This window comes from Amycolatopsis sp. NPDC102522 (genome assembly GCF_055584485.1).
In genome coordinates, this window is record NZ_JBVJLY010000001.1 from 67,520 (window position 1) to 92,865 (window position 25,346).

Consider the following 25,346-nt stretch of genomic DNA (forward strand, 5'->3'; position numbering starts at 1 on the left):
ATGACGAAGGACAAGGGCACGCGGCGTTTTCGCCTGCCCGCTTGGTTCCGGCTCGCCGTCGTCGCTGTCGTCGCCGTCACCGTCGCCGGGGTCGTCCTGGTCGAGGTCACCAAGACGGATCCGGTCACGGCGTCGCCGCCCGCCACGCCGGTGTCGCTCGCCGACAGGCTTCCCGGAGCGGGCAAAGCGGGTCTACCGGGCCCCGGCGGCGATCCGAACCGGAAGACCCTCGTGCTCTACGACGACGGGCGGAAGAAGGACGGGACCGTTTCCCCGCCCGAAGAGATCAGGACGGCCGAGGCGTACGCGATGTTCACCGCGAACCTCGTTTCCCGTGGCACCGCTTGGACGATGCAGCCCGCCGCCGACTACCGGCCACGGCAGGTGGACGGATTCCAGGCCATCGTCTACCTCGGCTCGGTCTCCGACGCGGCGTTGCCGAAGGCGTTCCTCAGCGACGTCAGCGCGGCGCGGGTCCCCGTTGTCTGGATCGGCGCCAACATCTGGCAGCTGCGCGCCGTCCCCGGCTGGCGCGCGGAGGGTTATCGAGACGACAACCCCACCATCGTCACCTACAAGGGCACTCCCCTGCGCCGCGATCCCCGTTCGGGCACCGGGGTCGTCGCGATCGACGTCCGCGACCGGACACAGGTCCAGATCCTGGCTGAGGCGAGTGCTCCGGGCGGCACCCCGTCGCCTTGGGCTGTCCACTCAGGACAGTTGACGTACGTGGCCGAAGTTCCTTACGCGTATGCCGAAGCGCAGGACCGCTACCTCGCCGCGGCCGACATCCTGCTGGGTGTCCTGTCCCCGCAGGCGCCGAACCGGCACCGCGCGCTGATCCGGCTCGAAGACGTCGGCCCGCGGACCAAGCCGGACGAACTCCGCCGGGTCACGGACTTCCTCATCGGGCAGAAGATCCCGTTCTCCCTCGCGGTCTATCCGTACTACGCGGATCCCCAGGGCCGGGCCAACGACGGCAGCCCGACCTCCGCGCGGCTGGTGGATTCGCCGGACCTGGTCGCCGTGCTCAAGGACGCCGTCCAAGCGGGCGCGACGCTGGTCATGCACGGCTACAGCCACCAGAGCGACAGCGGCCCGAACCCGTACGACGGGGTGAGCGCGAGCGATTTCGAGTTCTCCAAGGCAAGTGTCGACGGCGCGGGTGCCGTGCGCATGGACGGCCCGATGCCCGAGGACTCGGCGCAGTGGTTCGACCAGCGCATCGCGACCGGCCTCGGGGAATTCCGGCGGGTGGGTCTCCCGGAGCCGACGATGTTCGAATTCCCGCACTACGGCGGTTCCGCCGTGGACTACCAGCAGACCACCGGGATCTTCCAGGCCCGCTACGACCGCGGCAGCTACTACGCGGGCTTCTGCCCCGGCGGCCGCTGCGGTTCGACGGCCACGGCGACGTCGGAACAGGTGTACGGCCAGTTCTTCCCGTACCCGGTGCGTGACGTCTACGGCGCGAACGTCATCCCCGAGAACATCGGCAACGTGGCGCCCGTCGCGTTCAACCAGCACGCCTCGCGGACCGCCGTCGACATGCTGGCCGACGCCCAGAGCGCGCTCGTCGTCCGCGACAACGTCGCCGGCTTCTTCTACCACCCGTTCCTCGGCGAGGGCGGGCTGCGAGACCTGGTGAACTCGTTGCAGGCGCTGGGGTACCGCTTCGCCACACCGGCGGAAGTCCTCGGCGCCTGAGCCTAGGATCGGGGTCATGCTCGAGAACCTGCTCACGCCGGAGACCAGGACCGATCCGTATCCGTTCTAGCCCCGCGTTCGGGCATTCGGAGCCGGAGGTGCTGCCGGATCCGCACGAGAACGAGCCGGTGGACGACCAGGGCCGGGTGGTCCGGTCGTTCCTCGCGCTCGATCCGCCCGATCACACCCGGCTGCGGCGGCTGGTCTCCAAGGCGTTCACGCCGAGGATGGTCGAGCAGCTCGCCCCGAGGGTCGAGGAGCTGGCGAAGGAGCTCGTCTTCAAAGCGCTCGAAAAGGGCGAATTCGACCTGATGGCCGAGATCGCGAGGCCGCTGCCGGTCGTCGTCATCAGCGAGATGCTCGGGGTTCCCCTGGCCGACCGCGACCGTTTCGAAGGCTGGTCGCACGCCATGGGGCGCGCGCTCGACCCGTCCTTCCTGATCTCGCCGGAGACCGTCACCGCCGCTGTCGCCGCCCGGCGCGAGTTCGTCGCCTATTTCCGCGAGCTGGCGAAGGAACGGCGGAAGCGGCCGACCGGCGACCTGTTCTCCGACCTGGTCTCGGTGTCCGACGAGGGCGACAGGCTCAGCGAGGGCGAGCTGGTGATCACCGCGATGCTCCTGCTGATCGCCGGCCACGAGACGACGACCAACCTGATCGGCAACGGCACTCTCGCGCTGCTGAACCACCCGGCCAGCACCGGAAACTGGCCGAGGACCGGTCGAAGATCCCGAACGCGGTCGAGGAGATGCTCCGGTACGACTCCCCCGTCCAGCTGACCATGCGGATCGCCTCGCGGGACACGACCATCGGCGGCGAGTCCGTCGGTGAAGGCGCTCAGGCGGTCGTGTTGCTGGGAGCGGCCAACCGCGACCCGCGCGCGTACGAGCATCCGGACAGCTTCGACATCAGCCGTCCCTCGCCGAGGCATCTCGCGCTGGGGCAGGGCATCCACTTCTGCCTCGGCGCCCCGCTGGCACGCCTGGAGGGCCGGACCCTGTTCGAAACGTTGCTGGGCACCGGCCGCACCCTCCGCCGGACAGCCGACCCGGTCTGGGTGAAGCAGGTGACGCTGCGCGGCATGGAAAGCCTGCGGCTCGAATTCGCCTGACGGGGCGGAAAGTCCGGTTCTCGACCTTTGACGGTTGCCGACCGGCGCCGGACTGCGCATGCTTTGCGCCAACCCGGCGTCGGTGGGGGTGCCCATGTACCAGGAACGCGAGGAGCTCAGCGCGAGGCGATCGGTGCCGGACGCGGTCAGGTCCGGACCTTTCCATCGCGCGCTCTCCGAAGCGGTGGAGCATCGCGGGCTTTCCCTGTCCCGTATCCGAGCACATCTGGCGGCACGCGGTGTTTCCGTGGCCGAGTCGACCTTGAGCTACTGGCAGCGCGGGCTCCGACATCCGTCGACACCACGCTCGCTCGACATCGTCCGCGCGCTCGAAGCGGTACTGGGTCTGCCTCCGGACAGCTTGGTCGTCCTGATCGGCCCGCAACGGCGATCCCCCGGCGACGACCACCGGCCCTCGGTGGCGGAACTGCGGCAGAGCTGGGCCGAAACCTGCTCGCTGATGGACGAACTGAGTGACGCGCCCGGTGCGACGGGAAACGCGAAGCTCGACGTGGTGACCGTCGTCGACGTGCTGACCATGACCGGGCAAGGCCGGGCCTCGGAGATCACCTCGACCATGGTCGTGCGGGCGCGTGAGCCCGGCGCGGACGGCTTCGTGGTGACCCATCAGGACGAAGACGGCACCGACATGGAGGCCACGACGGTCTTCGCCACCGACGGCTGCCGAAGAGGCAGAGTGCGCCGAAGTATCTCCTCGCCGGGAATGGTGTTCGAGCTCCTTTTCGACCGCAGCTTGGCCGAAGGCGAGACATACACCTTCGCGTTCACGTTGCGCCTGGCCGCGTCGGTCCGGGCCACCTGTTTCCACCGCACGGTGCGGGCGCGCATGTCGGCGTACCTGCTCCGGATGCGTTTCGACGCGGGCGCGATCCCGGCCCGCTGCGTCAAAACCGTGCGGGAGCGGGAAGAACTGGCTCCCGTGGTCAGCGAGCCGTTGCACCCCGGGCCGGGTGCGACGGTCAGCGCCTACTTCGAGGATCTCGGCGTCGGGATCGCGGGGATCGACCTCATCTGGGAGTGAGGCGGCGCCTCCGCCACACCGCGAACAGGACGACACCGAGCCCGGCGACGCCCGCGGCGATCAAACCGGCCACGATCGAGACGGGCAGACCGGTGTCGACGGCCGGGGGAACGGTCTGGGCGAAACCGATCCCGCCGTCGCGCTGGTAGTCCGATCCCGGCAGCTTGTCGGCGTAGCGGCCGTGTACTTGCCGCTGGTACTCGGAAACCGGCATGAGCTTCCCCACCGGCGACTGCGGCAGGCTCGCCTGCAGCAGCACCACCCCGTCGGGACGCAGTTCGTACCAGCCGTTGATCTGGGGTTCGTTGAGCAGGACCGAACCGGGCCGGATCCGGTCGCTGAGGGTCTCCTCGTCGTTCCCGGAGAACACGCTCGCCGCGACCCACTTTCCGGGGCCTTCCGGCATCGCCTGCAGCGTCGCCTTCTGGCCGGAATCCGCGGTGGCCGTCACGGCGACGGATCTCAGCACGCCCGCCGGCGCCCCGGCGACGCCCTTCACGAAGTCTGGGTTGAGGGTGTAGACGGGGAAACCCTTCTCCCCCATCGTGATCCGTTGCGGTTCGATGTGGTCGACCTGCCGGAAGTTCGATCTCGCGAGTCCGATCGCGTCCGGCTGCCCGGCGACGCTCACGGCGGCCGCGAGATCGACGGCCGAGGGCGGGACGACCTTCTCGCCCGCCGCGGCGGGAAGCGTGGCGGGCAGCAGTGTCGCGACGGCCACCGCGAGACAAGCGGAGAACTTCCGGCAGATCGTGTTCATGACCGCGTCTCAGCCCTTCCGGATGTTGACGATGGTGTCGTTCCAGCGGAACTGGCCGTTGCTCCGGTACTGGTTGTAGTTCCAGGTCTGGTAGCGCTGGTAGGTGGGCCACGGGTCGCCGACCATGATCGACTGGTTCGCCGAGTCGTAGCCGTAGATCACCTCGGCGTGGCCACCGCCGGAGGTCCAGTAGATCCCCGTCAGGTTCAGGATCCCGGCGTCGACCTGGCTGACGATCGAGTTGAAGCCGATCGGCCCGCCCGCGTCCTGCGCGGAGAACCCGGTGCCACGGAAGCCGCGGACGATCTCGGAGATCTGGGCCGCCTGGTTCGGGCAGTACCCGGCCGACGAACCCTTGCCCGCGGCGCAGAACTGGGCCTGGGTGGCGCTGCCGCCCTGCGACCGCTCGATGCTCGAACCGTCCGCGGCCCAGCACCACTGGTTCTGCTGCTGCACCTGCTGGGTGTAGTTCAGCTGCTTGGAGGCGGCCGTGGTGGCGACCGTCATCGCGGTCCCGGCCACCGGCGCGATTTCCCGCACTTGAGTGTGGGTCTGGGTCTTGATCAGGCCGGTGGGGTGGTCCCCGGCGTCGCCGGACTGCGCGAGGGCGGTGGCGGGCAGCATGCTCAACGCGAAGACGGCGGCTCCGGTGGCCAGAACGGCCCTCGAAAGACTCTTCACAGATGTCTCCTTTGACACGGGGATGGGGAGATCACCGTGCGCCGCACCGGCTCCGGGGACAACGCCCTCAGCGGTCGCGAGGGAACCGCTGTGATCGTTCACAGGGCGGGCCGGGCTCGTGGGCCAGGAAACACCGGGTTCGCGGACGGCGAACCAAAGCCGCCGCGCAAGATTCACGACCCGTTCACAAAGACTGTGAATCCGACACCGGGTTCAGGTCCGCAGAGTCGCGAGCGTGGTGGGCTGACTGCGGCCTCGCAAGGTGACGTCTTCTGTCGCCTTCCAGTGTCCGGCTTCGGCTTCGGCCGCCGACTCGATCGCCGTCCACGAAGCGAGCAGCCGCGCTTCGGCGTTCTTCGCCAATTCGGTCAGCCGGGCGGCTTCGTTGACCGGGTCGCCGATCACCGTGTATTCGAACCGCCGTGGGTCTCCGACGTTCCCCGCGACCACTTCACCCGTCGCCACACCGATCCCGGCCGGGCATTCCGGTATCTCCGCCGCCAGCCTGCGCGCGATCGCCCGGCCCGCGGACAGCGCGAGGGTCGCGTGGTCCTCCAGGCGCACCGGTGCGCCGAAGATCGCGAGCGCGGCGTCACCGACGAACTTGTTGACCAGCCCGTGGTTGCGGTCGACCTCGTCGACCACCACCGCGAAGAACCGGTTGAGCAGGCCGACGACCTCCTCGGGCGGGCGGCTCGCGGCCAGCGCCGTCGAGCCGATCAGGTCGACGAACAGCACCGACACCGTCCGCACGGTGCCGCCGAGTTCGGCGGAGGTGCGCATCGCCTCACTCGCGACGTCCTCGCCGACGTGCCTGCCGAACAGGTCCCGCAAACGTTCGCGTTCGGCGAGACCGACGGCCATCCCGTTGAAGCCCGCCTGCAGCAGGCCGAGTTCGGTGCCGTCGTACACCGGGATCTCCACGGCGAAGTCACCCGCCCGAACCCGGCCAAGCGCGTGCTGCACCGACCGGATCGGGTTCACCACGGCGCGGGCGGTGAACACCGTCACCAGCAGGCCGAAGCACAGCACCACCAGGCCCAGCACGATCACCGAGATGGCGAGTTTCGTGGTCGACACGTCGCCGCGCGCCCACGCCAGGATCCCCGTGACCACCAGCCCGGCCACGGGAACCCCGGTGCCGAGGCACCAGAACAGCAGCATCCGCAGGTTGACGCCTCCGCTGAGCGGCCGTGCCGGCGAAGTGCCCGCCAAGGCCAAGGCCGCGTACGGGCGCAGGATGAACTCGCCCGCGAGGTAGGCGATCGCGCAGACCACCACCGCCGCGAACGCGACGACGAGGATTTCGGTCAGGACGACCCGCGGCTGGACCAGCGCGGCCAGCACGCCGAACACTGCCGTCGCGACGCCCCAGAGCACCGCTTGGACCAGCGTCAGACGCAAGGGGACCCGCAGGCTGGCGGCACGCTCCGCGTCGCTCGGCGTCCGGCCCTCGGCCGCCCAGCGCAACGTCCGCAGGGCGCCGCGGGTGCCCCACAGCGCGCCCACGACGACGGCGGAGATCACGTACACGGGGACCGCGATCGCGGTGACCCGGACGAGGTCGCCGGACATGCCGGGAGAGGGCATGAGCAGGGCCGCCAGCCCGACCACGACCAGTGCGCCGATGACGTTGGTCGCGATCAGTGTTCCGGTGAGCAGGCCCTGGACGCGGCGGCGCAACACGGCCGCGTCCTGATCGAGCGGCCCGAGCAGCCACGAGCCGAACGGCCCTTGCCCGCGGCCCCGAACAGAGGAGTCGTTGTCTGGTCGCACCCGTGCCCGCCGTTCCCCTGGTTTGAGTGAACGACTGTACACCGAAACCCGTCGGACCCTCGCATTCAGTCCTCTGAACGCGGGTCGTCAGCCGACGTGGATGCCCGGGCGCCGCGCAGGGTCGCGTTCGCTGGTGCGGATGATTTCCCGGACCACCGGGGCGGTGTCGCCGCGCCCGAGGATCAGGTAGCGGAACAGGTGCCCGAGCGGATTGCCCTCACTCCACTCGAAATGACACTGCGGACGCACACCGGTGGCATCGCGCAACGAGAGCAGGATCGCCGCGATCGCGTTCGGCGCCGCCGGGCTTTCCACGCGCAGGACACGGAAACCGTCGACCTCGACACCGCGCACCTTCAGCACGTCGCTGAAGCCGGACGGGTCGATGACGTCGATTTCGAGGAACAGGACGTCGGCGGCACCCGGCACCGGGTTCATGCCGCGCTGTTCCGCTTCCTTCGCCCGGTATTCGTCGGCGTCCCCGGCCTGACGGCGGTTCGCGATGATGGTCAGGGCGCCGTCGTGGGCGATCGAATCGGTGATGAACCGGCGGGCAGGCTCGTCGAACTCGATGTGCTCCACCCGAAGTTCCGTGGTGCGGGTGACCCTCGAAACCAGCGACACGACGATGATCCCGAGGATGAAGAACGCGGAAATGGTGAGGCCGTCGGGCTTCTCGATGACGTTCTCCACCAAGGCGTAGATCAGGATCAGCGTCAGCACGGCGAACGCGATCGCGGCCTTGCGCTGCCGCTTCTTCGCCGCGGAGATGGCCACGGCGACCGACGCGGAGACCATCATCGCGAGGATCCCGGTGGCGTACGCCCCGGCTTGGGCGTTGACGTCGGCGTTGAAGACGATCGTCACCAGCACGCAGATCGCGGTGTAGACGAGCACCACCGGGCGCACGGCGCGGGCCCAGTCCGGCGCCATCCCGTACGCGGGCAGATAGCGCGGCACGATGTTGATCAGGCCCGCCATCGCCGACGCCCCGGCGAACCACAGGATCAGGATGCTGCTGATGTCGTAGGCGGTGCCGACCCATTCGCCGAGCAGTTCGTGCGCGAGGTACGCCAGCGCCCGGCCGTTCGCCTCGCCGCCCGGTTTGAACTGCTCCGCCGGGATCAGGACCGTGGTGACGAAACTGGTCGCGATCAGGTACACCGACATGATCAGCGCGGCGACGGTCAGCAGTTTGCGGGTGTTGCGGATCCGGTTCGCCAGTTTCTGCTCGGCGTTCTCGCCCTTGGCCGCGACGAGCGGCATCATGCTCACCCCGGTCTCGAAACCGGACAATCCGAGCACCAGCAACGGAAACGCCAAAATCGCGGGGCCGATGACGCCGCCGAACCCGCCGCCCCCGGAGGTGAGCGCGTCGGTCCAGCGGTCGAACGCGGTGGGATCGGTGAACACCTCGCCGATCCCGGCGACCACGACCACGGCGTTCAGCAGCAGGAAGATCGCGACCAGCGGGATGGCGACGCCGACGGCCTCGCTGAACCCGAGCAGGAACACCCCGCCGAGGATCAGCAGCAGGACGACCGTGATCAGCACCGCGTGCCCGTGCAGGAAGGACGGCACATGTGGATTCTCCAGCGCGTGCACCGTGGCGTCGGCCGAAGACAGCGTGATCGTGATGATCCACGACGTCGCCACGAAACCGAGCAACACCAGGACGAAGATCTTGCCACGCCAGAACGGCAGCAGGTTCTCCAGCATCGCGACCGAACCCTGGCCGTGCGGGCTTTCCTTCGCCACCCGCCGGTACATCGGCAGCATGCCGAGCAGGGTGAGCGCGACGATCAGCAACGTCGCCAGTGGCGAAAGAGCGCCGGCGGCCAGTGCCGCGATGCCGGGAAGGTAGGACAGCGTGGAAAAGTAGTCCACGCCGGTGAGGCACATGACCTTCCACCACGACTGCGGCGTGGTGTGCTCCTCGTGGCTTTCCGGCCCCACCGGCTGAACCCGGTGCTCCATCAGCCACCGGCCGACCTTGCTCGACGGCGCCGCCTGCCGGACCGGGCTGTCCACCCGATCCGGAACAACGGATTCCGGTACCTCGGTCATGCTGTTCCTCCCCCGACTTTCGTGTGCGGGGCACAGCATGCCCGACCCATCAGGTGAGGGATCGTCCGGCGCGCCGGACGGTGCCGGAGCCGATCAACGTGGTGGCGTCGAGCTCGGTCACGCCCTCGGCGCTCAAAGACTCGAGGTAGCGCTCACGCACCTGCTCGACGACACCGGGTTCGAGACCGTCGACGATGCCCCGGAAGCCGGAACCGATGACGACCAGCCACGCCACTTCGGGCGTCATGGTCAGCCGGAGTTCGTTGACCACGACGTCCACATCGGACAAATCGCGGCCGGAAAGCCATTCGGCGTAGGTGTCGGCCTGGTCGATCCGGTCGATCAGGCTGGGCTCACGTTCCGGCGGCGGCGCGGAATCGGTCACCGCGGCCATCGCGCGCCCGGCATGACGACCGGCCGTCACCATGGCCCCGCCGCGCCAGATGGTGAACACTGCCCGCCCACTGGGACGGGCGCGGCTGATCAGTCGCTCGGTGCCGTCGGTCATGTCGGGAAACAAGAAGATGCCGAGCGCGGACAAGACGGAGTCGTAACCGTCGGTGTCCCACGCCGTCGCGTCGGCTTCATGCGCGCGCAACTGCGGCAAGTCCGCCGAAAGCCGGCGCAACTCGCCGATCATCGGACCGGAGAGGTCGATCGCGTCCACCACACCACCGGCCCCGACCGCCCGTGCCGCCGGGATCGCCGACGCCCCTGTGCCGCAGCAGGCGTCGAGGACTCGGGATCCTTCACTGAGCCCGGCGGCCGCCACCGTGGCCGCGCCGATCGGATCCCACAGATGCCGTCCCAGCGCGGCGAAATCGGCGGCGGCGGCGTCGAAGGCACGCTGAGTGCCCACTTTGCGAGAAGACATGCCGCGACGATATCCGTTTCGCGCCCTGTGCGAAGCCACCTACGCCGGACGGAGGCAGCGGGGGCACTCGACCAGCGGGCGAATCGCGAACTGTTCCGGCCTAGCGTGGTCGTCATGAGAAAAACACTGCTCGCGCTGCTCGGCGCGGCCGCCGTCCTGGGCACGATCGCCACCCCGGTATCCGCGAGCGCGCTGGAGACCAGGGAGTTCGTCGGTCACGGGTCGAGCGACTTCGGCCTCGCGCTGTTCTACGCCCGCCAAGACGCCAGGACCCAGGCGGACCGGGCCGGGTTCACCGACTGCGAGGAGTACTCCAAACTCGTCATCTCACCGTATGAAGCGACGGTCTTCTGGCGCTGCGCCCGCTGAGACCAATCCGGTCCCCGCCGGGCTCCGAAAGCCGGACATGGACCAAGGAGACCTCGCCCCGGACTTCACGCTGCCCGACGACACCGGCCAGGACCGCACACTGTCGGACTTCCTGTCCACCGGCCCGGTCGTGCTGTTCTTCTACCCGGCCGCGATGACCGGCGGGTGCACCGCCGAGAGCTGCCACTTCCGCGACCTGGCCGCGGAATTCGGCGAAGTCGGCGCCCACCGCGTCGGGATCAGCCCGGACGGCGTCACCAAACAGCGCGAATTCTCCACCCTGCACGGCTTCGACTACCCGTTGCTGTCCGATGTGGACGGTACCGTCGCCAAGCAGTTCGGTGTCTGGCGCCGGTTCAGCCCGCTGCACGCCAAACGGCACACCTTCGTGATCGGCACCGACCGCGAGGTCCTCGCGGTGATCAAGAGCGAGCTGAAGTTCGACGTCCACGCCGACAAGGCGCTCGCGGCCCTGCGGGAACGGACACCCACCGCCTGACGTGCCTCGGTTCAGGGGTCCGTGCCCGCTTGAGGTACGTGAAGGCCCCTTCATTGCGCCTAGCGCAATGAAGGGGGCCTTCACGTACCGGGCCTGCGATCAGGCGGTAGGCAGGAATCCAGTAGGTACCTAAGACACTTTTGGCCCTAACCGTCCCTACCACTCACGAGGACCAGCGAGAGCGCGGCAGTACCCTCGAAAAGCGCACGCGAGCGAGCCGTGATGCCGGCATCCCGGGCGGCGAGCGCGGACGCGACGTCCTCCAGCCGCCGCGACCGCCGCAACTCCGGCATCAGTGCGCGCAGGGGCTCGACGCGGTATCCGGCCAGCCGCAGCTGGTGCACGATCCGCGCGTCCCGCACCTGGGACGGCGTGTATCGCCGCGTCTCCCGCTGATCGCGGCCGGGGACGACGAGCCGTTCCGTGTCCCAGTGCCGCAGCGTCGACGGGCGCACACCGAGCGCCGACGCGAGTTCGGAGACGCTCATCGAGTCCGAGCCGCGCACGTCTTCGATCGGTTCGCCGGAGATCACCCGGACGGCTTCCCTGGCTTCCCTGAGCTCCGCGCGTTCGGCGTCGAGCCCGGCGTGGGCCGCGTCGAGGAGCGCGAGCACCTCGGGGAACGGGTCCTGGTGCAGGGCCCGGACGATCTTCTTGGCCTCGACCGGCCCCACCCCGGCGGCGAGCGCGCGGTAGGCCAGCGCGGACCGGAGGTGGATCTCCCCGTAGTTCCGGTAGCCCGACACCGTCCGTGTCGCCGCCGGGAGCACGCCGTCGCGTTCGAGGTTGCGCACCTGCTGGACCGAGTATCCTGCCCGGCGCGCGATCTCCGCGGTTTTGAGACTTGGCACCGTCGCCCCCTCGAAAACGTCCTCGAACCCTCCACCAGCACTTTAATGCGACGCTTGAACACATGACCATCGACGAGATCATCGGCCACGTGTCGAGCTTCGACGGAGTCCTGGCCCTCACCCCTTCGGACGGTGACGGCTGGCCAGAGCTCAGCTGGGGCGACGCCTTCTTCTACTACTCCCCCGACGGCGTCGTCCCGACGAACGTCCAGCCCTTCGCGACGGTCGTGACCAAGAACTACCCCGGCGACGAAGCCTCGCGCCTGGACCGGCCGGACACCTTCCGGGTGAACATCCACGCCGGGAAGGAGGAGTTCACCCGGCGGCTCGGCCGGACGCCTCGGGAAGCGGCCGGAACCGACGTCGATCCCGGCGTCGAGGACACCGTGATCGCCCATCCCGTGTACGGGACCGCGGGCTGGCTGGCGGTGGTGAACCCGGCTTCGAAGACCGAAGCGGCCGTCCGCGAGCTTCTTGACTCGGCGTACCGGCAGGCCCGCGCGCGTTACGAACGTCGGGCGGATTCCTCACGCGATTAGAGGACGAAATGCGTTGGGTCCCTCGGCTGTATTGTCGGGTGGTGGGCCGAAACCTTCAGACCGGCGAACGGCTCAGGCCGGTCGATCTGGCGCGTGAGCACAGTCTGTCCACGCAAGCCGTCCGCAACTACGAGGCGGACGGCATCCTCCCCGCCGCCGAGCGCAGCCCGTACGGCTATCGCACCTACACACCGCTGCACGCGCAAGCCCTGCGCGCGTTCCTGGCGCTGGTGCCCGGACACGGCCACGCGACGGCGTCGTCGATCATGGAAGCGGTCAACCGGGGCGAGATCGAGGAGGCGCTGCGGCTCGTCGACGAGAGCCACGCGCAACTGCTCGAAGACCGCCGCACCCTCCAGGCCGTCACGGCCGCGCTCCGCGACCTCGAACCGGTGCCGCAGGAGCGGGGCGAAATGTTCGTCGGGCCACTCTCCCGGAAACTCGGTGTCCGCCCCGCCACCCTGCGGAAATGGGAATACGCGGGCCTTCTTCGGCCGGAACGCGATCCGCGGACGGGTTATCGCGTCTACAACGCGGCCGACGTGCGCGACGCCAAACTGACGCATCAGCTCAGACGTGGTGGCTATCTCCTGGAGCGGATCGCTCCGCTGATCGAGCAGGTCCGTTCGGCGGGCGGTGTCGTTCCGCTCGAATCGACGCTGCGCGATTGGCACTCCCGGCTTTCGGCGAGGGGCCGCGCCCTGCTCTCCGGCGCCGCCGCGCTGGACACCTATCTCGGCAGCGCGCAAGCAATCAGTGACACTTTTGGGACAATGACACTTCCCCGCAATTGACCGCGCAGGCAATTCACGTTCTCCGCCTACGAAAGTAGGACCGTGATCACGGAACCTACTTTCGGCGCTACGGCGCGATAGACGGGCGCTCGTAATGTGCGTCACGTCGAGATGAACCGCCCGGCCCCTGCCTTTTCCGAACATATTCCGGCGGTTCGTCATTCCCTCCTTATCGAAGGAAACGCGCATGCGAATTCGCGGACCCGTCATGCTCACCCTGCTGAGCGTCTGCGCCGGAATAGGCGCGCTCGCCGTGCCGGCGACCGCCGCTCCGGCCACCGCTTACGACCAGACGATGCTGGAGACCCTCGCGGCCCAGCTCCGGGTCAGCCCGCTCCAGGCCGCGCAGAAGCTGGACCACGAAAAGACCCTGATCGCGTCGCTGGAGAGCTTCAGAACGCGCGGCCTCAACACCGACGGCGCGTACTTCGACGAAGCCGGCGCCCTCGTGGTGAACGCCGACGCCGGATCCGCCCAGACGCTCCGCTCGGCCGGGCTGACGCCGCGTACCGGCGCCCGCGGCGAGAACGCGCTGAACGCCCTGTCCGGCACAGTCGGCAAGGTGATCGGCGGCGACGTCGGCCAGGTGCAGTCTTGGGGTCCGGAACTCGCGGCCGACCAGGTTGTCGTCACCGTGCAGCCGGGTGCCGACGGCGCCCTCGTCCGGCGGCTTTCCGCGCTGCCCGGCGTGACCGTCCGGACCGGAGTCGCCAACGGCAACACCACGCAGGCCGACGTCATCCCCGGCCAGATCATGGACCTCGACCCTGGCACCAACTGCTCGCTCGGCTTCCCCGGCACCACCAGCGACGGCGACAACGTGCTGCTCACCGCAGGGCACTGCGTCGAGGGCAACCCGGACATCCTCGACCGGAACGGCGTCCACATCGGACGGGGTGTCGCCACGGAGTTCCCGTCGGTCGACATGGGCCTGATGGACATCGACGACGAGGACACCGGCCGCGGCTACGTGGACACCCGCAAGGGCACCACGGTGCGGATCACCGGCAGCTCGAAGGCGCCTGTCGGCACCACGCTGTGCAAGGCGGGCAACACCACCGGCTGGACCTGCGGCAAGATCACCGCCTACAACCAGACCGTGCGCTACAGCGGGGAAAGCGTCGCCACCACGGGGCTGGCCAAGTCGACCGTCTGCACCGAAGGCGGGGACAGCGGCGGCGCCTACATCGCGGGCAACACCGCGCAGGGCATGACCTCCGGCGGTCCCAGCGACGGACACGACTGCGGCTTCAACCAGGGCTCCAACGCGACCGGCTCGTACTCCTACTACCAGCCCGTCGTGGACGCGGCGAACAACTACGGGGTCACGCTGACCCGTTCCTGACAAAAGGCTGAAAGCGCCCTTCACCGCATAAGACGCGGTGAAGGGCGCTTTCGTCGCATCGCATGCGCGGAAAGTCCCCTTCAGCGCGCACGACACGCCACCCGAGCCGCCGCTAAGCGCTCAGGATCTGCTCGCGCAGGATGTCCGCGTGGCCGCCGTGCTGGGCCAGCTCACGCAACATGTGCAGGTACACCCAGCGCAGCGGAAGCGGGCCGCGCCGGTTGCCGTGGACCAGGTCGTCCAGCCCCAAGGTCGCCGCTGCCGCGCGTGACGCCGCGCAGGCTTCGCGGTACGCCTGCCGCACGGAGGCGATCGTGTCCTCGTCGTCGAGGACGAACGATTCGTCCGGCGTGTCGGGGATCCCGATCTCGGCACGCGAGCGGCAGGCGACGGCTTCGTCGAACCACACCTTTTCCACGAAGGTCACGTGTTTCACGAGACCGAGCAGGGTCGTCTTGGACGAGACGAGCGATCGGCGCGCCTGCTCCTCGGTCACCCCTTCCAAGCATTCATCGAGTACACGGCGATGCTCGTCGAGGAACACGTCGAACTGTTCGCGGAAGGGATGGTCGAGGACGTCCATAGTGGTCACGGGGAGAGAAGACACCGGCGAAGCATGGCAAAGACCTTCGCGCACGGGCAACCTACTTCAAGAACCCGACCAGCTCGGCGCTCACGAAGTCCGGATTCTCCTCGGCGAGCCAATGTCCCGCCCGCGGCACTTCGACCGCTCGGGCGAGGTTGGCGACGCGGGGCGCCAGCGTGGCCTTCTGCGGTTCGAGGAGTCCTTCGGCGGTCATCAGCAGAGTCGGCGTGGTGATGGGCTTCGCGCCGACGTTCGCGGCCGCGTCCTGGCCGAGCGTGCGGTACAGCTCGAAGCCGCCGTGCAGGACCTCCGGCCTGGTGTAGGTGCGGGCGTACTCGTCGATCTCGGCGTCGTCGAAGGGCGAAGGCGCCCCTGGCCCGCCGAAAGCCGTCCCCGAGTAGGCGACCTGCGGATAGAACAGCGAAAGGTACTCGCGGACGTCGTCACCGACGACGGCTTCGGGCACCGTCTTCTGCGAGTGGAAGGCGATGTGCCAGCTCAGGTTCCGGTAGGCCGTCGCGTCGAGCGCGGGACCCGGCAGCGGGAGATCGAGGTAGGCGAGGCGGGTGAGATCGCCGGGAAACTGCGCGGCGTACTGGAAGGCGACGGCGGCGCCGAGGTCGTGACCGACGATCCGCGCGTCGCGCAGGCCGAGCCGTCCGGCGACGAGGCCGTGCACGTAGCGGGCGAGGGTCGCCTTGTCGTAGCCGGGCGGCGAACCGGTGCTGTCGCCGAGGCCGGGGAGATCGAGGGCGTACACCGTGAAGTGTTCGGCCAGCGCGGGCATGACCCGGTGCCAGCCGTACCAGGTCTGCGGCCAGCCGTGCAGCAGGACGAGCGGAGCGCCCTTTCCGCCGGTGACGTAGTGCATCTTCACCCCGTCGACGTCGGCGAACTCGTGACGGAACAGCTGTGAGAAGGCCGTGTCGCCGCGGGTGACGTCCTCGTAGGCCGGGGCTGCCGGGGGTGAAGCGCAGGCTGTCATCAGGAAGAGGGCCACGACGAACGCGGCCGCTCGGTGGAACATGGGAATCTCCGTTTCAGCGCCCGGTGGCGCCGTCGATCAGTTCGCGCAGGATGTCGGCGTGTCCCGCGTGCCGTACGGTCTCTTCGATCAGGTGGGTCGGCGTCCACCGCCGCGATCACCGGTGGGGACCGCTCGCGGCGAGGTCGTCCCAGGACGCGATCTCGGCGTTCGTATCGGCGGTGGTTTCCCGGTAGGCGGCGAGAATCGACGCCACCGTGTCTTCCGGGGCCGGCCGGAAGGTCGCCTTCTCGAGGAAACCGGCGAGCACGTCCTTCTCACCGGTGCCTGTCGACGGCGGCCCGGCGTCGCGTTTCCGGCGCTTTCCCGAAGCGTTCATGGTCACCTCACAGGGTCTGTTCCGGACCACCTTCGCCTCGGACACCACGAACTGGCACGAAAACTTGCCGACCTGGCAAGATCGGCGGCATGGACGAGACGGACGAGGTGCTGGACGCGGTGGGCCCCCGGCTCCGCGCCCTGCGCAAACACCGCGGCCTGACCCTGGCCGAGTTGTCGACGACGACCGGGATCTCGGAAAGCACCTTGTCGAGGCTGGAAAGCGGCGGACGGCGGCCCACGCTGGAACTGCTGCTGCCGCTGGCCCGCGTGCACGGCGTGCCGCTCGACGACCTCGTCGGCGCTCCCCGGACCGGCGACCCGCGGATCCATCTGAGGCCGATCCACCGCCACGGCATGACCTTCTTGCCGCTCACCCGGCGCGCCGGCGGCGTGCAGGCGTTCAAGATGCTGATCCCCGGCCGCGACGAACCGGCGGAGCCCACGCCGCAGACCCACGGCGGCTACGAGTGGGTGTATGTCCTCAATGGACAGTTGCGACTGGTGGTCGGCGATCGCGACCTGGTCCTGCCGCCCGGGGAAGCGGCCGAATTCGACACCGCGCTACCGCACTGGCTCGGCTCGGCCGACGGTCACGCCGTCGAGACCCTGGTCCTTTTCGGACCGCAGGGCGAACGCGCCCACATCCGGGCGCGCTGACTACAACCAGTCGTGTTCGCGGGCGTACCTGGCCGCCTCGTGCCGGGTCTGGGTCTGGGTCTTCTGCATGGCGTTCGAGAGGTAGTTCCGCACCGTGCCCTGCGCGAGGTGAAGCTGGGTGGCGATCTCGGCGACGGAATAGCCCTCGCCGGTCACCCGCAGCACTTCGAGCTCCCTGTCGGTGAGCGGGCAGTCGTCGACGACGGCGAGCGCGGAGACGTCCGGGTCGATCCAGCGTTTGCCCTGGTGCAGGGCGGCGATGACGAACGTGATGTGCGACGGTTCGGCCGCCTTGCTGACGAAACCCTGGACACCGAGTTTGAGGGCCTTGCGGAGCACACCGGGTTTCGCGTGCCGGGTGAGCATGAGGATGACCTGGTCGGGCCGGGTGCGGCGGATCTGGGCGACGGCGCCGAGGCCGTCCACACCGGGCATTTCGAGGTCGATGACGAGGACGTCGGGCTCGTGCCGCAGGGTGGCCTCGACAGCCTCTTCGCCGTTCTCCGCTTCGGCCAGGACGGTGATCTCGCCCTCCAGCGGCAGCAGCGCGGCCATCGCCTTGCGGAGCAGGGCTTCGTCGTCGGCGAGCACCACCGTGGTCATCGCTTCTCCCGTACTTCGGAACGCCGGCCGGGGAAGGACGCGGCCGTCACGAACTGTCCGTTTTCCTGTTCCACCGTCAATTCGCCGCCGTCCGCGACGACGCGCTGTTCGAGCGCGGCCAGCCCACGGAGTTCCGGCAGCGGTGCGCGCTGAGCGCCGTCGTTGACGATGTCGATGCTCCATTCCGACAGGGTGATCCGTACCCGGGTCGCCTGCGCGTGGCGCAGGATGTTGGTCGTGGTCTCGCGCAGGACCTGGCCGAGCAGCCGCCCCGCGGCCGGATCGACGTCCGCCTCCCGGTTGATGCGTACGCGGATCCCAGCGGCCTCGAAAAGGTTCCTCGCGTTCTCCAGTTCGGCGGAGAGGTTGAGCTCACGCTGAGCGTAGGCGAGTTCCTTCGTCTGGGTGATCGTGTCGCTGACGAGCGCGTGGATCTCCCCCAGCTCCTGTTTGGCCCGCTCGGCGTCGATGTCCACCAGTTTCCTGGCGAGCGCGGTCTTCAGCTTCACCACGTGCAGCGTATGGCCCTGGATGTCGTGCAGATCGCTCGCGAACCGGACGCGTTCGCGGATCACGGCCAGTTCCGCCTCCCGTTCGCGCGACTCTTCGAGTTCGTGGACGACGTCGTAGAACCGCTTGTTGGGGAACATGAGGCCGACCACGATGGCGGTGATCGCGGCGGGGACGAAGACGAACCGGATCAGCTCGCCGGAGACGTCGTCGTAGACGACCAGCAGCCTCAGCGCACCCACCCCCGCGATGTACGCGATGAGCGCGAACGCGGCCGCGACCCGGTGACGGGGCAGCTGCGGAACCACGAAGGAACCCACGAGGAGGATTCCGAAGAACGCCGAACCACCGCCGACCAGCAGCACCGCGAACGGCCAGGCGGCCGCCGTGACGACCAGGCACGGGATCGCGACCCGCAGGACCTCGCCCGACGCCCAGCGCACGAAGGCGAACCCGGCCGCGAGCACGCTCGCGCTCAGGACGACCACGTGCCACCACGTCCGCGCGTCCGACGCCACCACGATCACCCCGGCGACGGCGAACAGCGGGAGGAACATGGTGAGGTTGAGCCTGCGCAGCTTTCCCCTGGCCGGCTCGGTGTCCACATCAGACATGGGACCAGTATCGGCCCTCCGCCGCGGCGGGCAACAGTGACACTGCGTCATGGGTTCGTCATGACGTGGCCGCACTGGCCGTGCCGCGCCCGAGCGGCTGAGATCAGGGTATGACTTCGACACCAGTGATCGACGTTGACCGGCTGAACGTGAAGTACGGCGACTTCCACGCCGTGAAGGATCTGTCCTTCCAGGTGGGACGCGGCGAATTCTACGCTCTGCTGGGCACGAACGGGGCCGGGAAGACCTCGACCTTGGAAACCCTTGAAGGGCACCGGAATCCGACGTCGGGCACGGTGCGGGTGCTGGGGAAGAGCCCGCGGGACCGCGCCGCCGTCCGGCCCAAGATGGGCATCATGTTGCAGGAGAGCGGCTTCTCACCGGATCTGACGGTGAAGGAGTCGATCCACCTGATCGGGACGCTGACCCGGCGCACGGACCGGCTCGAACGAGTGCTCAGCGTCGTGGATCTGACCCGCAAAGCGAAAACGAAGGTGTCACAGCTCTCCGGTGGCGAGAAGCGGCGGCTCGACTTCGCGACAGCCGTGTACGGCTCGCCGGAGCTGGTGTTCCTGGACGAGCCGACGACCGGTCTGGACATCCAGTCGCGGGACGCGCTGTGGGACGCGGTCGACAAGTTGCGCGAGGACGGCTCCACGATCGTGCTCACCACGCACTACCTGGAGGAGGCCCAGCAGCGGGCCGACCGCATCGGCCTGATGCACCGGGGAACCTTCCACCAGGAGGGCACGGTCTCCGAACTGACGCGGACGCTGCCCGCGGTGATCCGGTTCACCCTGCCGGCGCCGGCTCCGGCGCTGCCGTTGCAGGGCGGGCGCCAGACCGACGGGAAGTTCGTCATCGAGACCTTCGGCCTACAGAAGGACCTGCACACCCTGCTGCGGTGGGCGCAGGACAACGCGATCGGGCTGCAGGACCTCGAAGCGGGCCCGACCCGGCTCGACGACGTGTTCCGCGCCATCGACAACGACTAGACCACTCACTCCACAAAGGACTTCAATCATGCTTTCGATAGCCCGCAGCGAGCTGATCCAGATCTTCCGGAACCGCTCGGTCCTGATCACCAGTTTCGTGATGCCGCTCGCGATCTGCGTGTTCTTCGTCTACCAGCACGAGCTCTTCGAAAAGATCGGCAGCCTCGGCTACGTCGCGGCGATCCTGATGTTCACCGTCTGCGGATTCGGTCTCTACGCCACCTCTGTGACCACGCTGGCCTCGCGACGGCAGAACCTGTTCCTCAAGCGGTTGCGCTCCACCGCGGCCGGCGACGCCTCCATCCTGGTCGGGCTGGTGCTGCCGGTCACCGTCATCGCGCTCGTCCAGGTCGCCGTGATCATGACCGTGCTGGGCGTGGTCGCCGGGACACCGGACAACGTCGGCCTGCTGGTGCTGGCCGTGCTCGCCACCGTCGCCATGATGATCGGTCTCGGCCTGGCCACCGCGGGCCTGACCAACTCCCCCGAGCACGCCCAGGTCACCACCCTGCCGGTCAGCCTCGGCGTGATCGCCGTGGCCACCTGGGTCGGCGTCTCCGGCACCGACGACCTGACCCTGCTCAAGCGGCTGCTGCCCGGGGGCTCGGCCACCGAACTCGCCGTCAACGCCTGGAACGGCGGCGTCGCCATCACCGATTCGCTGATCCTGCTCGCCCCGACGCTGGCCTGGGTCGTCGTCGCCGTCGCCCTGGCTTCCCGGCTCTTCCGCTGGGAACCGCGCCGGTGACCATCCGAAGTGGAGGAAAGCCGCGCGAGGCCTTCGGCGACCGCGCCTGCTGAGCACCGGGGTCAGCGGCAGGTCCGGTCCGCGGGGAGCTCTCCGCTCAGCAGGTAGTCCCGTGCCGCCGCGTCGACACACGCGTCGCCCTTCAAGAACACGGAGTGCCGGAACGCTCCTTCCAGCGTCACCAGGCGGGAACCGCCGAGCGCCCGGTGCATGGCGAGCTGCCCGGCGTAGGGCGTGGCGGGGTCGCCGGTCGAACCGAGGAGCAGGACCGGCGAGGTGTTGTGGATCCGGGTGGCGGGTTCGGCGGGGGTCACGGGCCAGAACGCGCACGGCGTGATGTTGCGGGCCAGCGGACCGAACAGCGGCTCGGCGGCGCGATGGTCCTGGATGTCCCGGTAGTACGCCGCCGGGTCACGGGAGGCCGCGCGGTCCGCGCAGATGACCGGTGTCCCGGCCCGGTCGGTCGCGGGGCCGGATCCGGTCGTCAATCCGTCGAGAAGCGCGGCCAGCGCCGTCGAAGGAGTGACGCCGCGACCGGCCGCGGCGTCACGGAGTGTCCGTACGGTCTCGACGAACTCGGTCCGCACGGCGGGCCGATCGTCGTAGAGGTTCGCGAAAAACAGGTACGGCACCATGTGACCGTCCACTGTGTACTCTCCGACCTCGAACGGCCACCGGTCGGCCGACCGCGCGATGTCCCGCACGGTGGCCAGGACCTCGCCCGCGGACTCACCCAGCCCTCGCCCCACGGCGGTCTTCGCCCAGTTCCGCAAGGCGGCGTCGACAGCCGGTGCGGTCGGGCGAAGGAGACCTGGTCCGTAGACGTCGGGGTCCACCGCCGAATCGAGCACGAACCGGTCGGCCCGCGAGCCGAACATCTGGAGGTACACCGCGCCGAGGTACGTCCCGTAGGACGCGCCGAGGTAGGAGATCTTCCGTTCACCGAGCGCGGCACGCACGGCGTCCATGTCCCTGGCGGTGTTACGGGTCGAGGCGGCCCGCAGCAACTCGTGATCGTTGCCCGAGCAACCCCGCGCCAGCTCCTTCGCGAACGCCACACTCTCGCCGAACGTCCTGAGGTCCGGCCCGGCCGAGCGCGTGAACGTGTCGGTCTTCCAACCGCACCGAAGCGGCGAGCTGCGCCCGACGAACCGGGGGTCCATGCCGACGAGGTCGTACCGGGCGGCGATCTCCGGCATGAGCGGCCCGGCCAGCACCAGTTCCATGGCCGGACCGCCCGGCCCGCCAGGATTGAGCATCAGCGTGCCGCGCCGTCGCGCGGGATCGGTGGCCTTCATCCGGGCCAGCGCGACGGTGATCTCGCGCCCTCTCGGACGCTGATGGTCGACAGGCACGGTGACGTCGCCACACTGGGCGCCCGCCTTGTCGAGCTCCGCGCCGAGGCCGTCATCGGGACCGGTCGTGCAGCCGTGCCAGGTGATCGAAGGGACCGCGGCGGCGGGCGTCGACGGCAGCAATGCTCCGGCGGCGAGCAGCGCCACCACGATGGCTGTTTTCCTTGGCAACCCGAACTCCCTGATATCAAACGAAATTCCCGATACCAGGCTAGGAGCGCTACACCCGCGAAGGCGTCCGTCCCTGGTCGGACGCGACTACCCCGCTGGGGGGCTTTTTCGGGGTTTTGCGGCGGTCCAGCACGAAGTCCGCGAGCACCAGCAGGAGCAACGGGCCGAGCCAGGCCCCGACACTCGTGGCGCTGTACTTCATGAGCACCTCACTGCCGCCGAAGGTGGTGGCGATCTGCGGCGTCAGCACGATCGTGGCGACGATGTTGATCACCCGGCTCAGCACGATCGACATCGAAAGCGCGAAACTGCGGGACATCCACCGCCGGTGATCGGCGAACCGGCGCCGGCGCGCCATCCGCAACCCGATGATCGTGACGGCGATCCACAGCACCGAGCCGACCAGGTTCGCCACCCGCACGGACGGGCCCGCGGCGGTGTGCCAGCCGATGTACAACCCCACGAAACCGGCGGGGAGCGCTCCTGCGAAGACGTAGATCCGGCCGGTGATCCGGTGCCCGCGCCGGTACCGGGCCCGGAACGCGGGCCAGACCTGGAAGCAGGCGGTCACCATGGCGACCGTGCCGAACAGGACGTGCGCGACGAGCAGCGGGTAGTAGAAGTCATTGCCCGGCGGCGGCTCGAGCCGCGATTCGGCCGGGTCAAAGGTCAGGTAGGGCGGCACGGCGAAGGCCAGGAAAGCGCCCGCCACCAGCATCAACGGCACGATCCAGGGGCGTTGCCACCAGCGGGGCGCGTTCGACGAGGTCATGGTGATCCGTTCGGGAGACGACGACTAGAAACTATGTACACCATACACATAAACGTACGTCATACAGAGTTTTAGGATGGGCGGATGGCGACACGTGACGGCAAGGGCCCGGATCTCCAGCGCAGCCTCGCGCTGCTGTGGGCGGGGCGCACCCCTGGCAGGCGCGGGCCGCGACCGCGGCTCACCGTGGAGGGCATCGCGCGGGCCGCGATCCAGGTCGCGGACACCGATGGCCTGGACGCGCTCTCCATGCAGCGGGTCGCCACCGAACTCGGCTACTCGACGATGTCGATCTACAACCACATTCCGAGCAAAGACCTGCTCCTCGAGGTCATGGCCGACGTCGCGGCCGCGAAGCCACCCGAACTCGACGACGCGGAGGACATCCGCGACGCCGTCCGGCGCTGGGCCGGCGCGCTCTGGGCAGGTTTCCGGACACATCCCTGGCTGTTGCGCGTCCCGCTCGACCACACCCCGATCGGCCCCAACCATCTCGCCTGGCTGGACCGCCTGCTCCGCCCACTGCTCAAGGCCGGACTCGCCCCCGGCGAGGCGAGGGCGGCGGCCCTGCACCTGACCGCCGTCGTCCGCGGCACGGCGCAGATCAGCCTGGACATGAACAGCGCGTACAAGACCGACGGCGGTCTCCCGCACACCGAAACCGAACTGGCGCGAGCACTGACCGAACTCATCGACCCCGGCGACTACCCCGCGCTGGCCGCCGTTCACGCGGCGGAGTCGACTGTCCATTCAGGACACGAGGAGGTCGCCGACGGGGCGTTGCCCGCGGAACTCGGGTTCGGGGTGGACCGGTTCCTGGACGGCATCGACGCCTGGGTGGCGAAGCAGTCCTGAGTTCGGGCGGGTCTCGCGAGTGGCCGGTTGTTGAGGGGAAGGCAAAGGTGTCCTGCGGGGTGGCGCGTGAAGGCCCCCTTCCCTCGGCTCAGCCGAGGAAACTCGACCTTCACACCTTCACGTAGTTCAGGCGGCGAAGGGAGGTATGGCTTCGGTACAGAGGACCTGTGACCACGACACGTTTGGCTGGAGGTTCACCTGACTGCGGGCATGCCGAGGGGCCCGTCGCCGGTGATGGCGGCGGGCTGCCCGGGTTCAGCGATGGTTGCGGCGAGGCGTTTGTAGCGGGTCCAGGTATTGCGGTGGGATGAACTCGGGTTTGCCGTCTGTAGCGATGTGGACTTGCCAGCCGGATTGTCCGTGGATGACCAGGTGGTGGTAGCGGCAGACGAGGCAGAGATTGTTCAAGTCGGTGTCGCCGAGATGGCCCCACGGGAGAACGTGGTGGGCTTCGCAGTGTTTGGGTTTCCGATGGCAGCCTGGGAAGGCGCAGCCTCGGTCTCGCAGGTTCAGGGCCCGTCGTTGTCCGGGGGTGACGGTGCGGGCCGCGCGGCCGATGTCGAGCGGTTCGCTCTCCGAGCCGAGCACCGCGGGGATGATCTTGGCGTCGCAGGCCAGCATGCGGGCGTGGCGTGCGGTGATCTGGGAGACCCCGTCCACGCACGCCATCCCCAGTCCTGACGTCAGCGTGTCCAGCGGGATGGTGACGACGATGGTGGTGCGGTCCCCGGACAGGGTCGGTGCCTTGTCGTTGGTCATCGCGTAGTGGATCGCGTCGAACAACGCGTCCCCGTTGCGTTCGCCGGGAGTGCGCGGATCGCGGTTGCCGTCCTCGTCGACGGGTCTTCGCTGCCCCCAGGTCTCGAACAGCGCGTTCGCGCGAGCCCCGAGTTCCGGATCCAGCAACCCGTTCAACCGCCACCACCCGTCATCACGTTTCCGCAGATACACCTCACGTGACGGCGGTGTCAGGTCCTCGTCTTTCGGCTCGTTGCCGTCGGGGTCGAGATGGGCCAGCAGATCCGCACCGGCGTTGGTGATCTCCTGAGGACCGGCGTGGCGGGCCAGGTCCACCAGGATCCGCTCCGCCCCGGACCGCTCGTCCGCCGAGGCGTCGGCGGGCATCTTCCTCAATACCGCCAGGATCGGGTCCAGCTGCTGCTCACCAAGGTCACCCTCGGCCGCGGCGGCCCCGGCGAGCGGGGCGAACGCGGGCACGGGGGTGCCGTCCAGGTTCCGGCCCTCGTTCACCGCCACCGCCCGCGCCACGGTGTCACGTGCTTCCTTGGGAGTGATCCGGGCGGTCTCGGCGAACCAGCCCGCCGTCGACCCATGCCCGAACAACTCCATCGGACCCCGGGACTCGATCTCCACCAGAAACTGCCCGACCTCCGCCAACGCCTGACGCGCCACCGACAACCGCTCGACCACACCGTGCACGAGCTCCCGCACACCAGCACGCCACAACTCCTGCGGCGGCTCGAGGATTCGCTGGCTGGACACTCCGCAAGAATACCATCAATCGAACAAGTGTGCGAATGTGAACACATTTCTCGAAAGGTATTTCACATTCAATGAGTGCGATTCTCGAAGGGTAAGGCATAGGTGGCGTTCCGGGCTGGATGAAGGGACTTTCGCCGCATCCCGCGCAGTTAAGGCTCCCTTCGCGTCACAGCCAGTACCCAACGGCACGACACCT

General features: G+C 68.7%; 27 protein-coding genes and 1 pseudogene. 13 read left to right on the top strand and 15 right to left on the bottom strand.

All coding sequences use genetic code 11. The features are described from left to right. The 4 genes from ACZ6YV_RS00310 to ACZ6YV_RS00325 all read left to right on the top strand — a co-directional run bounded on the left by ACZ6YV_RS00310 (position 1) and on the right by ACZ6YV_RS00325 (position 3,860). Positions 1-1,707 (top strand): DUF2334 domain-containing protein, encoded by a 1,707-nt coding sequence (locus ACZ6YV_RS00310; RefSeq protein ID WP_465507586.1) that lies wholly within the window; start codon positions 1-3, stop codon positions 1,705-1,707. Between the two features lie 98 nt (positions 1,708-1,805). Continuing rightward, entirely contained in the window at positions 1,806-2,486 is a 681-nt protein-coding gene (locus ACZ6YV_RS00315; protein ID WP_465507587.1) for a cytochrome P450, read from the top strand. After that, entirely contained in the window at positions 2,456-2,818 is a 363-nt protein-coding gene (locus tag ACZ6YV_RS00320; RefSeq protein WP_465507588.1) for a cytochrome P450, read from the top strand. The genes ACZ6YV_RS00315 and ACZ6YV_RS00320 overlap by 31 nt, the downstream gene beginning before the upstream one ends. A gap of 34 nt (positions 2,819-2,852) precedes the next feature. Next, entirely contained in the window at positions 2,853-3,860 is a 1,008-nt protein-coding gene (locus tag ACZ6YV_RS00325; RefSeq protein WP_465507589.1) for a helix-turn-helix domain-containing protein, read from the top strand. Here the strand turns inward: ACZ6YV_RS00325 and ACZ6YV_RS00330 are convergent. The 5 genes from ACZ6YV_RS00330 to ACZ6YV_RS00350 all read right to left on the bottom strand — a co-directional run bounded on the left by ACZ6YV_RS00330 (position 3,847) and on the right by ACZ6YV_RS00350 (position 10,018). After that, positions 3,847-4,620: a hypothetical protein gene (locus tag ACZ6YV_RS00330; RefSeq protein ID WP_465507590.1), complete on the bottom strand. Its 774-nt coding sequence runs from the start codon at positions 4,618-4,620 to the stop codon at positions 3,847-3,849. The genes ACZ6YV_RS00325 and ACZ6YV_RS00330 overlap by 14 nt on opposite strands. A 9-nt stretch (positions 4,621-4,629) precedes the next feature. After that, entirely contained in the window at positions 4,630-5,301 is a 672-nt protein-coding gene (locus ACZ6YV_RS00335) for a papain-like cysteine protease family protein (RefSeq protein ID WP_465507591.1), read from the bottom strand. A gap of 213 nt (positions 5,302-5,514) precedes the next feature. Beyond that, positions 5,515-7,077, bottom strand: a complete 1,563-nt coding sequence (locus ACZ6YV_RS00340) for an adenylate/guanylate cyclase domain-containing protein (protein WP_465507592.1) — start codon at positions 7,075-7,077, stop codon at positions 5,515-5,517. An 87-nt stretch (positions 7,078-7,164) separates the two neighbouring features. After that, complete coding sequence (locus ACZ6YV_RS00345; RefSeq protein ID WP_465507593.1) at positions 7,165-9,144, bottom strand: APC family permease; 1,980 nt, start codon at positions 9,142-9,144, stop codon at positions 7,165-7,167. Between the two features lie 49 nt (positions 9,145-9,193). Continuing rightward, complete coding sequence (locus ACZ6YV_RS00350) at positions 9,194-10,018, bottom strand: class I SAM-dependent methyltransferase (RefSeq protein ID WP_465507594.1); 825 nt, start codon at positions 10,016-10,018, stop codon at positions 9,194-9,196. Between the two features lie 114 nt (positions 10,019-10,132). Between ACZ6YV_RS00350 and ACZ6YV_RS00355 the strand changes: the two genes are divergently transcribed. Next, entirely contained in the window at positions 10,133-10,387 is a 255-nt protein-coding gene (locus ACZ6YV_RS00355) for a hypothetical protein (RefSeq protein WP_465507595.1), read from the top strand. 37 nt (positions 10,388-10,424) lie between these two features. Next, positions 10,425-10,886 carry a peroxiredoxin gene (locus ACZ6YV_RS00360; protein ID WP_465507596.1) on the top strand — a complete coding sequence of 154 codons (462 nt, stop codon included), beginning with the start codon at positions 10,425-10,427 and terminating at the stop codon, positions 10,884-10,886. Between the two features lie 146 nt (positions 10,887-11,032). Here ACZ6YV_RS00360 and ACZ6YV_RS00365 read toward each other — a convergent pair whose 3' ends face one another. Further along, positions 11,033-11,737, bottom strand: a complete 705-nt coding sequence (locus ACZ6YV_RS00365; protein WP_465507597.1) for a MerR family transcriptional regulator — start codon at positions 11,735-11,737, stop codon at positions 11,033-11,035. A gap of 62 nt (positions 11,738-11,799) precedes the next feature. Here ACZ6YV_RS00365 and ACZ6YV_RS00370 point away from each other — a divergent pair, with 62 nt between their 5' ends. The 3 genes from ACZ6YV_RS00370 to ACZ6YV_RS00380 all read left to right on the top strand — a co-directional run bounded on the left by ACZ6YV_RS00370 (position 11,800) and on the right by ACZ6YV_RS00380 (position 14,415). After that, positions 11,800-12,276, top strand: coding sequence for a DUF6194 family protein (locus ACZ6YV_RS00370; RefSeq protein ID WP_465507598.1), 477 nt, complete (start codon positions 11,800-11,802; stop codon positions 12,274-12,276). A gap of 41 nt (positions 12,277-12,317) precedes the next feature. Beyond that, the gene (locus tag ACZ6YV_RS00375) at positions 12,318-13,070 is read left to right on the top strand and encodes a TioE family transcriptional regulator (protein WP_465507599.1); all 753 of its coding nucleotides are present in this window, start codon (positions 12,318-12,320) and stop codon (positions 13,068-13,070) included. 187 nt (positions 13,071-13,257) lie between these two features. Continuing rightward, positions 13,258-14,415 carry a S1 family peptidase gene (locus ACZ6YV_RS00380; protein WP_465507600.1) on the top strand — a complete coding sequence of 386 codons (1,158 nt, stop codon included), beginning with the start codon at positions 13,258-13,260 and terminating at the stop codon, positions 14,413-14,415. A 112-nt stretch (positions 14,416-14,527) separates the two neighbouring features. On the opposite strand, the gene ACZ6YV_RS00385 is transcribed toward ACZ6YV_RS00380, so the two are convergent. The 4 genes and pseudogenes from ACZ6YV_RS00385 to ACZ6YV_RS00400 form a co-directional block, all read right to left on the bottom strand. Continuing rightward, a complete protein-coding gene (locus ACZ6YV_RS00385; RefSeq protein WP_465508493.1) occupies positions 14,528-15,007 on the bottom strand; it encodes a DinB family protein in 480 nt (159 codons plus the stop codon). A 52-nt stretch (positions 15,008-15,059) separates the two neighbouring features. Further along, positions 15,060-16,028 carry an alpha/beta fold hydrolase gene (locus tag ACZ6YV_RS00390; RefSeq protein WP_465507601.1) on the bottom strand — a complete coding sequence of 323 codons (969 nt, stop codon included), beginning with the start codon at positions 16,026-16,028 and terminating at the stop codon, positions 15,060-15,062. A 13-nt stretch (positions 16,029-16,041) separates the two neighbouring features. Further along, positions 16,042-16,128 (bottom strand): annotated as a pseudogene (locus ACZ6YV_RS00395) (mycothiol transferase); the annotation flags it as partial. A gap of 15 nt (positions 16,129-16,143) precedes the next feature. Then, the gene (locus ACZ6YV_RS00400) at positions 16,144-16,365 is read right to left on the bottom strand and encodes a hypothetical protein (protein ID WP_465507602.1); all 222 of its coding nucleotides are present in this window, start codon (positions 16,363-16,365) and stop codon (positions 16,144-16,146) included. 89 nt (positions 16,366-16,454) lie between these two features. Between ACZ6YV_RS00400 and ACZ6YV_RS00405 the strand changes: the two genes are divergently transcribed. Further along, positions 16,455-17,024: a helix-turn-helix domain-containing protein gene (locus ACZ6YV_RS00405; protein WP_465507603.1), complete on the top strand. Its 570-nt coding sequence runs from the start codon at positions 16,455-16,457 to the stop codon at positions 17,022-17,024. Here the strand turns inward: ACZ6YV_RS00405 and ACZ6YV_RS00410 are convergent, their stop codons facing one another. Then, positions 17,025-17,627: a response regulator gene (locus tag ACZ6YV_RS00410; RefSeq protein WP_465507604.1), complete on the bottom strand. Its 603-nt coding sequence runs from the start codon at positions 17,625-17,627 to the stop codon at positions 17,025-17,027. After that, positions 17,624-18,742 carry a sensor histidine kinase gene (locus tag ACZ6YV_RS00415; protein WP_465508494.1) on the bottom strand — a complete coding sequence of 373 codons (1,119 nt, stop codon included), beginning with the start codon at positions 18,740-18,742 and terminating at the stop codon, positions 17,624-17,626. The genes ACZ6YV_RS00410 and ACZ6YV_RS00415 overlap by 4 nt, the downstream gene beginning before the upstream one ends. Before the next feature lie 119 nt (positions 18,743-18,861). Between ACZ6YV_RS00415 and ACZ6YV_RS00420 the strand changes: the two genes are divergently transcribed. Next, positions 18,862-19,746: an ABC transporter ATP-binding protein gene (locus tag ACZ6YV_RS00420; protein ID WP_465507605.1), complete on the top strand. Its 885-nt coding sequence runs from the start codon at positions 18,862-18,864 to the stop codon at positions 19,744-19,746. Positions 19,747-19,774: 28 nt separating this feature from the next. Continuing rightward, positions 19,775-20,494: an ABC transporter permease gene (locus tag ACZ6YV_RS00425; protein ID WP_465507606.1), complete on the top strand. Its 720-nt coding sequence runs from the start codon at positions 19,775-19,777 to the stop codon at positions 20,492-20,494. A 62-nt stretch (positions 20,495-20,556) separates the two neighbouring features. Here the strand turns inward: ACZ6YV_RS00425 and ACZ6YV_RS00430 are convergent, their stop codons facing one another. Beyond that, a complete protein-coding gene (locus tag ACZ6YV_RS00430; RefSeq protein ID WP_465507607.1) occupies positions 20,557-22,020 on the bottom strand; it encodes an alpha/beta hydrolase in 1,464 nt (487 codons plus the stop codon). Positions 22,021-22,069: 49 nt separating this feature from the next. Next, on the bottom strand, positions 22,070-22,792 hold the full coding sequence (locus ACZ6YV_RS00435; RefSeq protein ID WP_465507608.1) for a DUF2306 domain-containing protein: 723 nt from the start codon (positions 22,790-22,792) through the stop codon (positions 22,070-22,072). An 84-nt stretch (positions 22,793-22,876) separates the two neighbouring features. Here ACZ6YV_RS00435 and ACZ6YV_RS00440 point away from each other — a divergent pair, with 84 nt between their 5' ends. Continuing rightward, the gene (locus ACZ6YV_RS00440; protein WP_465507609.1) at positions 22,877-23,647 is read left to right on the top strand and encodes a TetR/AcrR family transcriptional regulator; all 771 of its coding nucleotides are present in this window, start codon (positions 22,877-22,879) and stop codon (positions 23,645-23,647) included. Between the two features lie 255 nt (positions 23,648-23,902). On the opposite strand, the gene ACZ6YV_RS00445 is transcribed toward ACZ6YV_RS00440, so the two are convergent. Beyond that, positions 23,903-25,150 (bottom strand): HNH endonuclease signature motif containing protein, encoded by a 1,248-nt coding sequence (locus ACZ6YV_RS00445; protein WP_465507610.1) that lies wholly within the window; start codon positions 25,148-25,150, stop codon positions 23,903-23,905. Between the last annotated feature and the right edge of the window lie 196 nt (positions 25,151-25,346).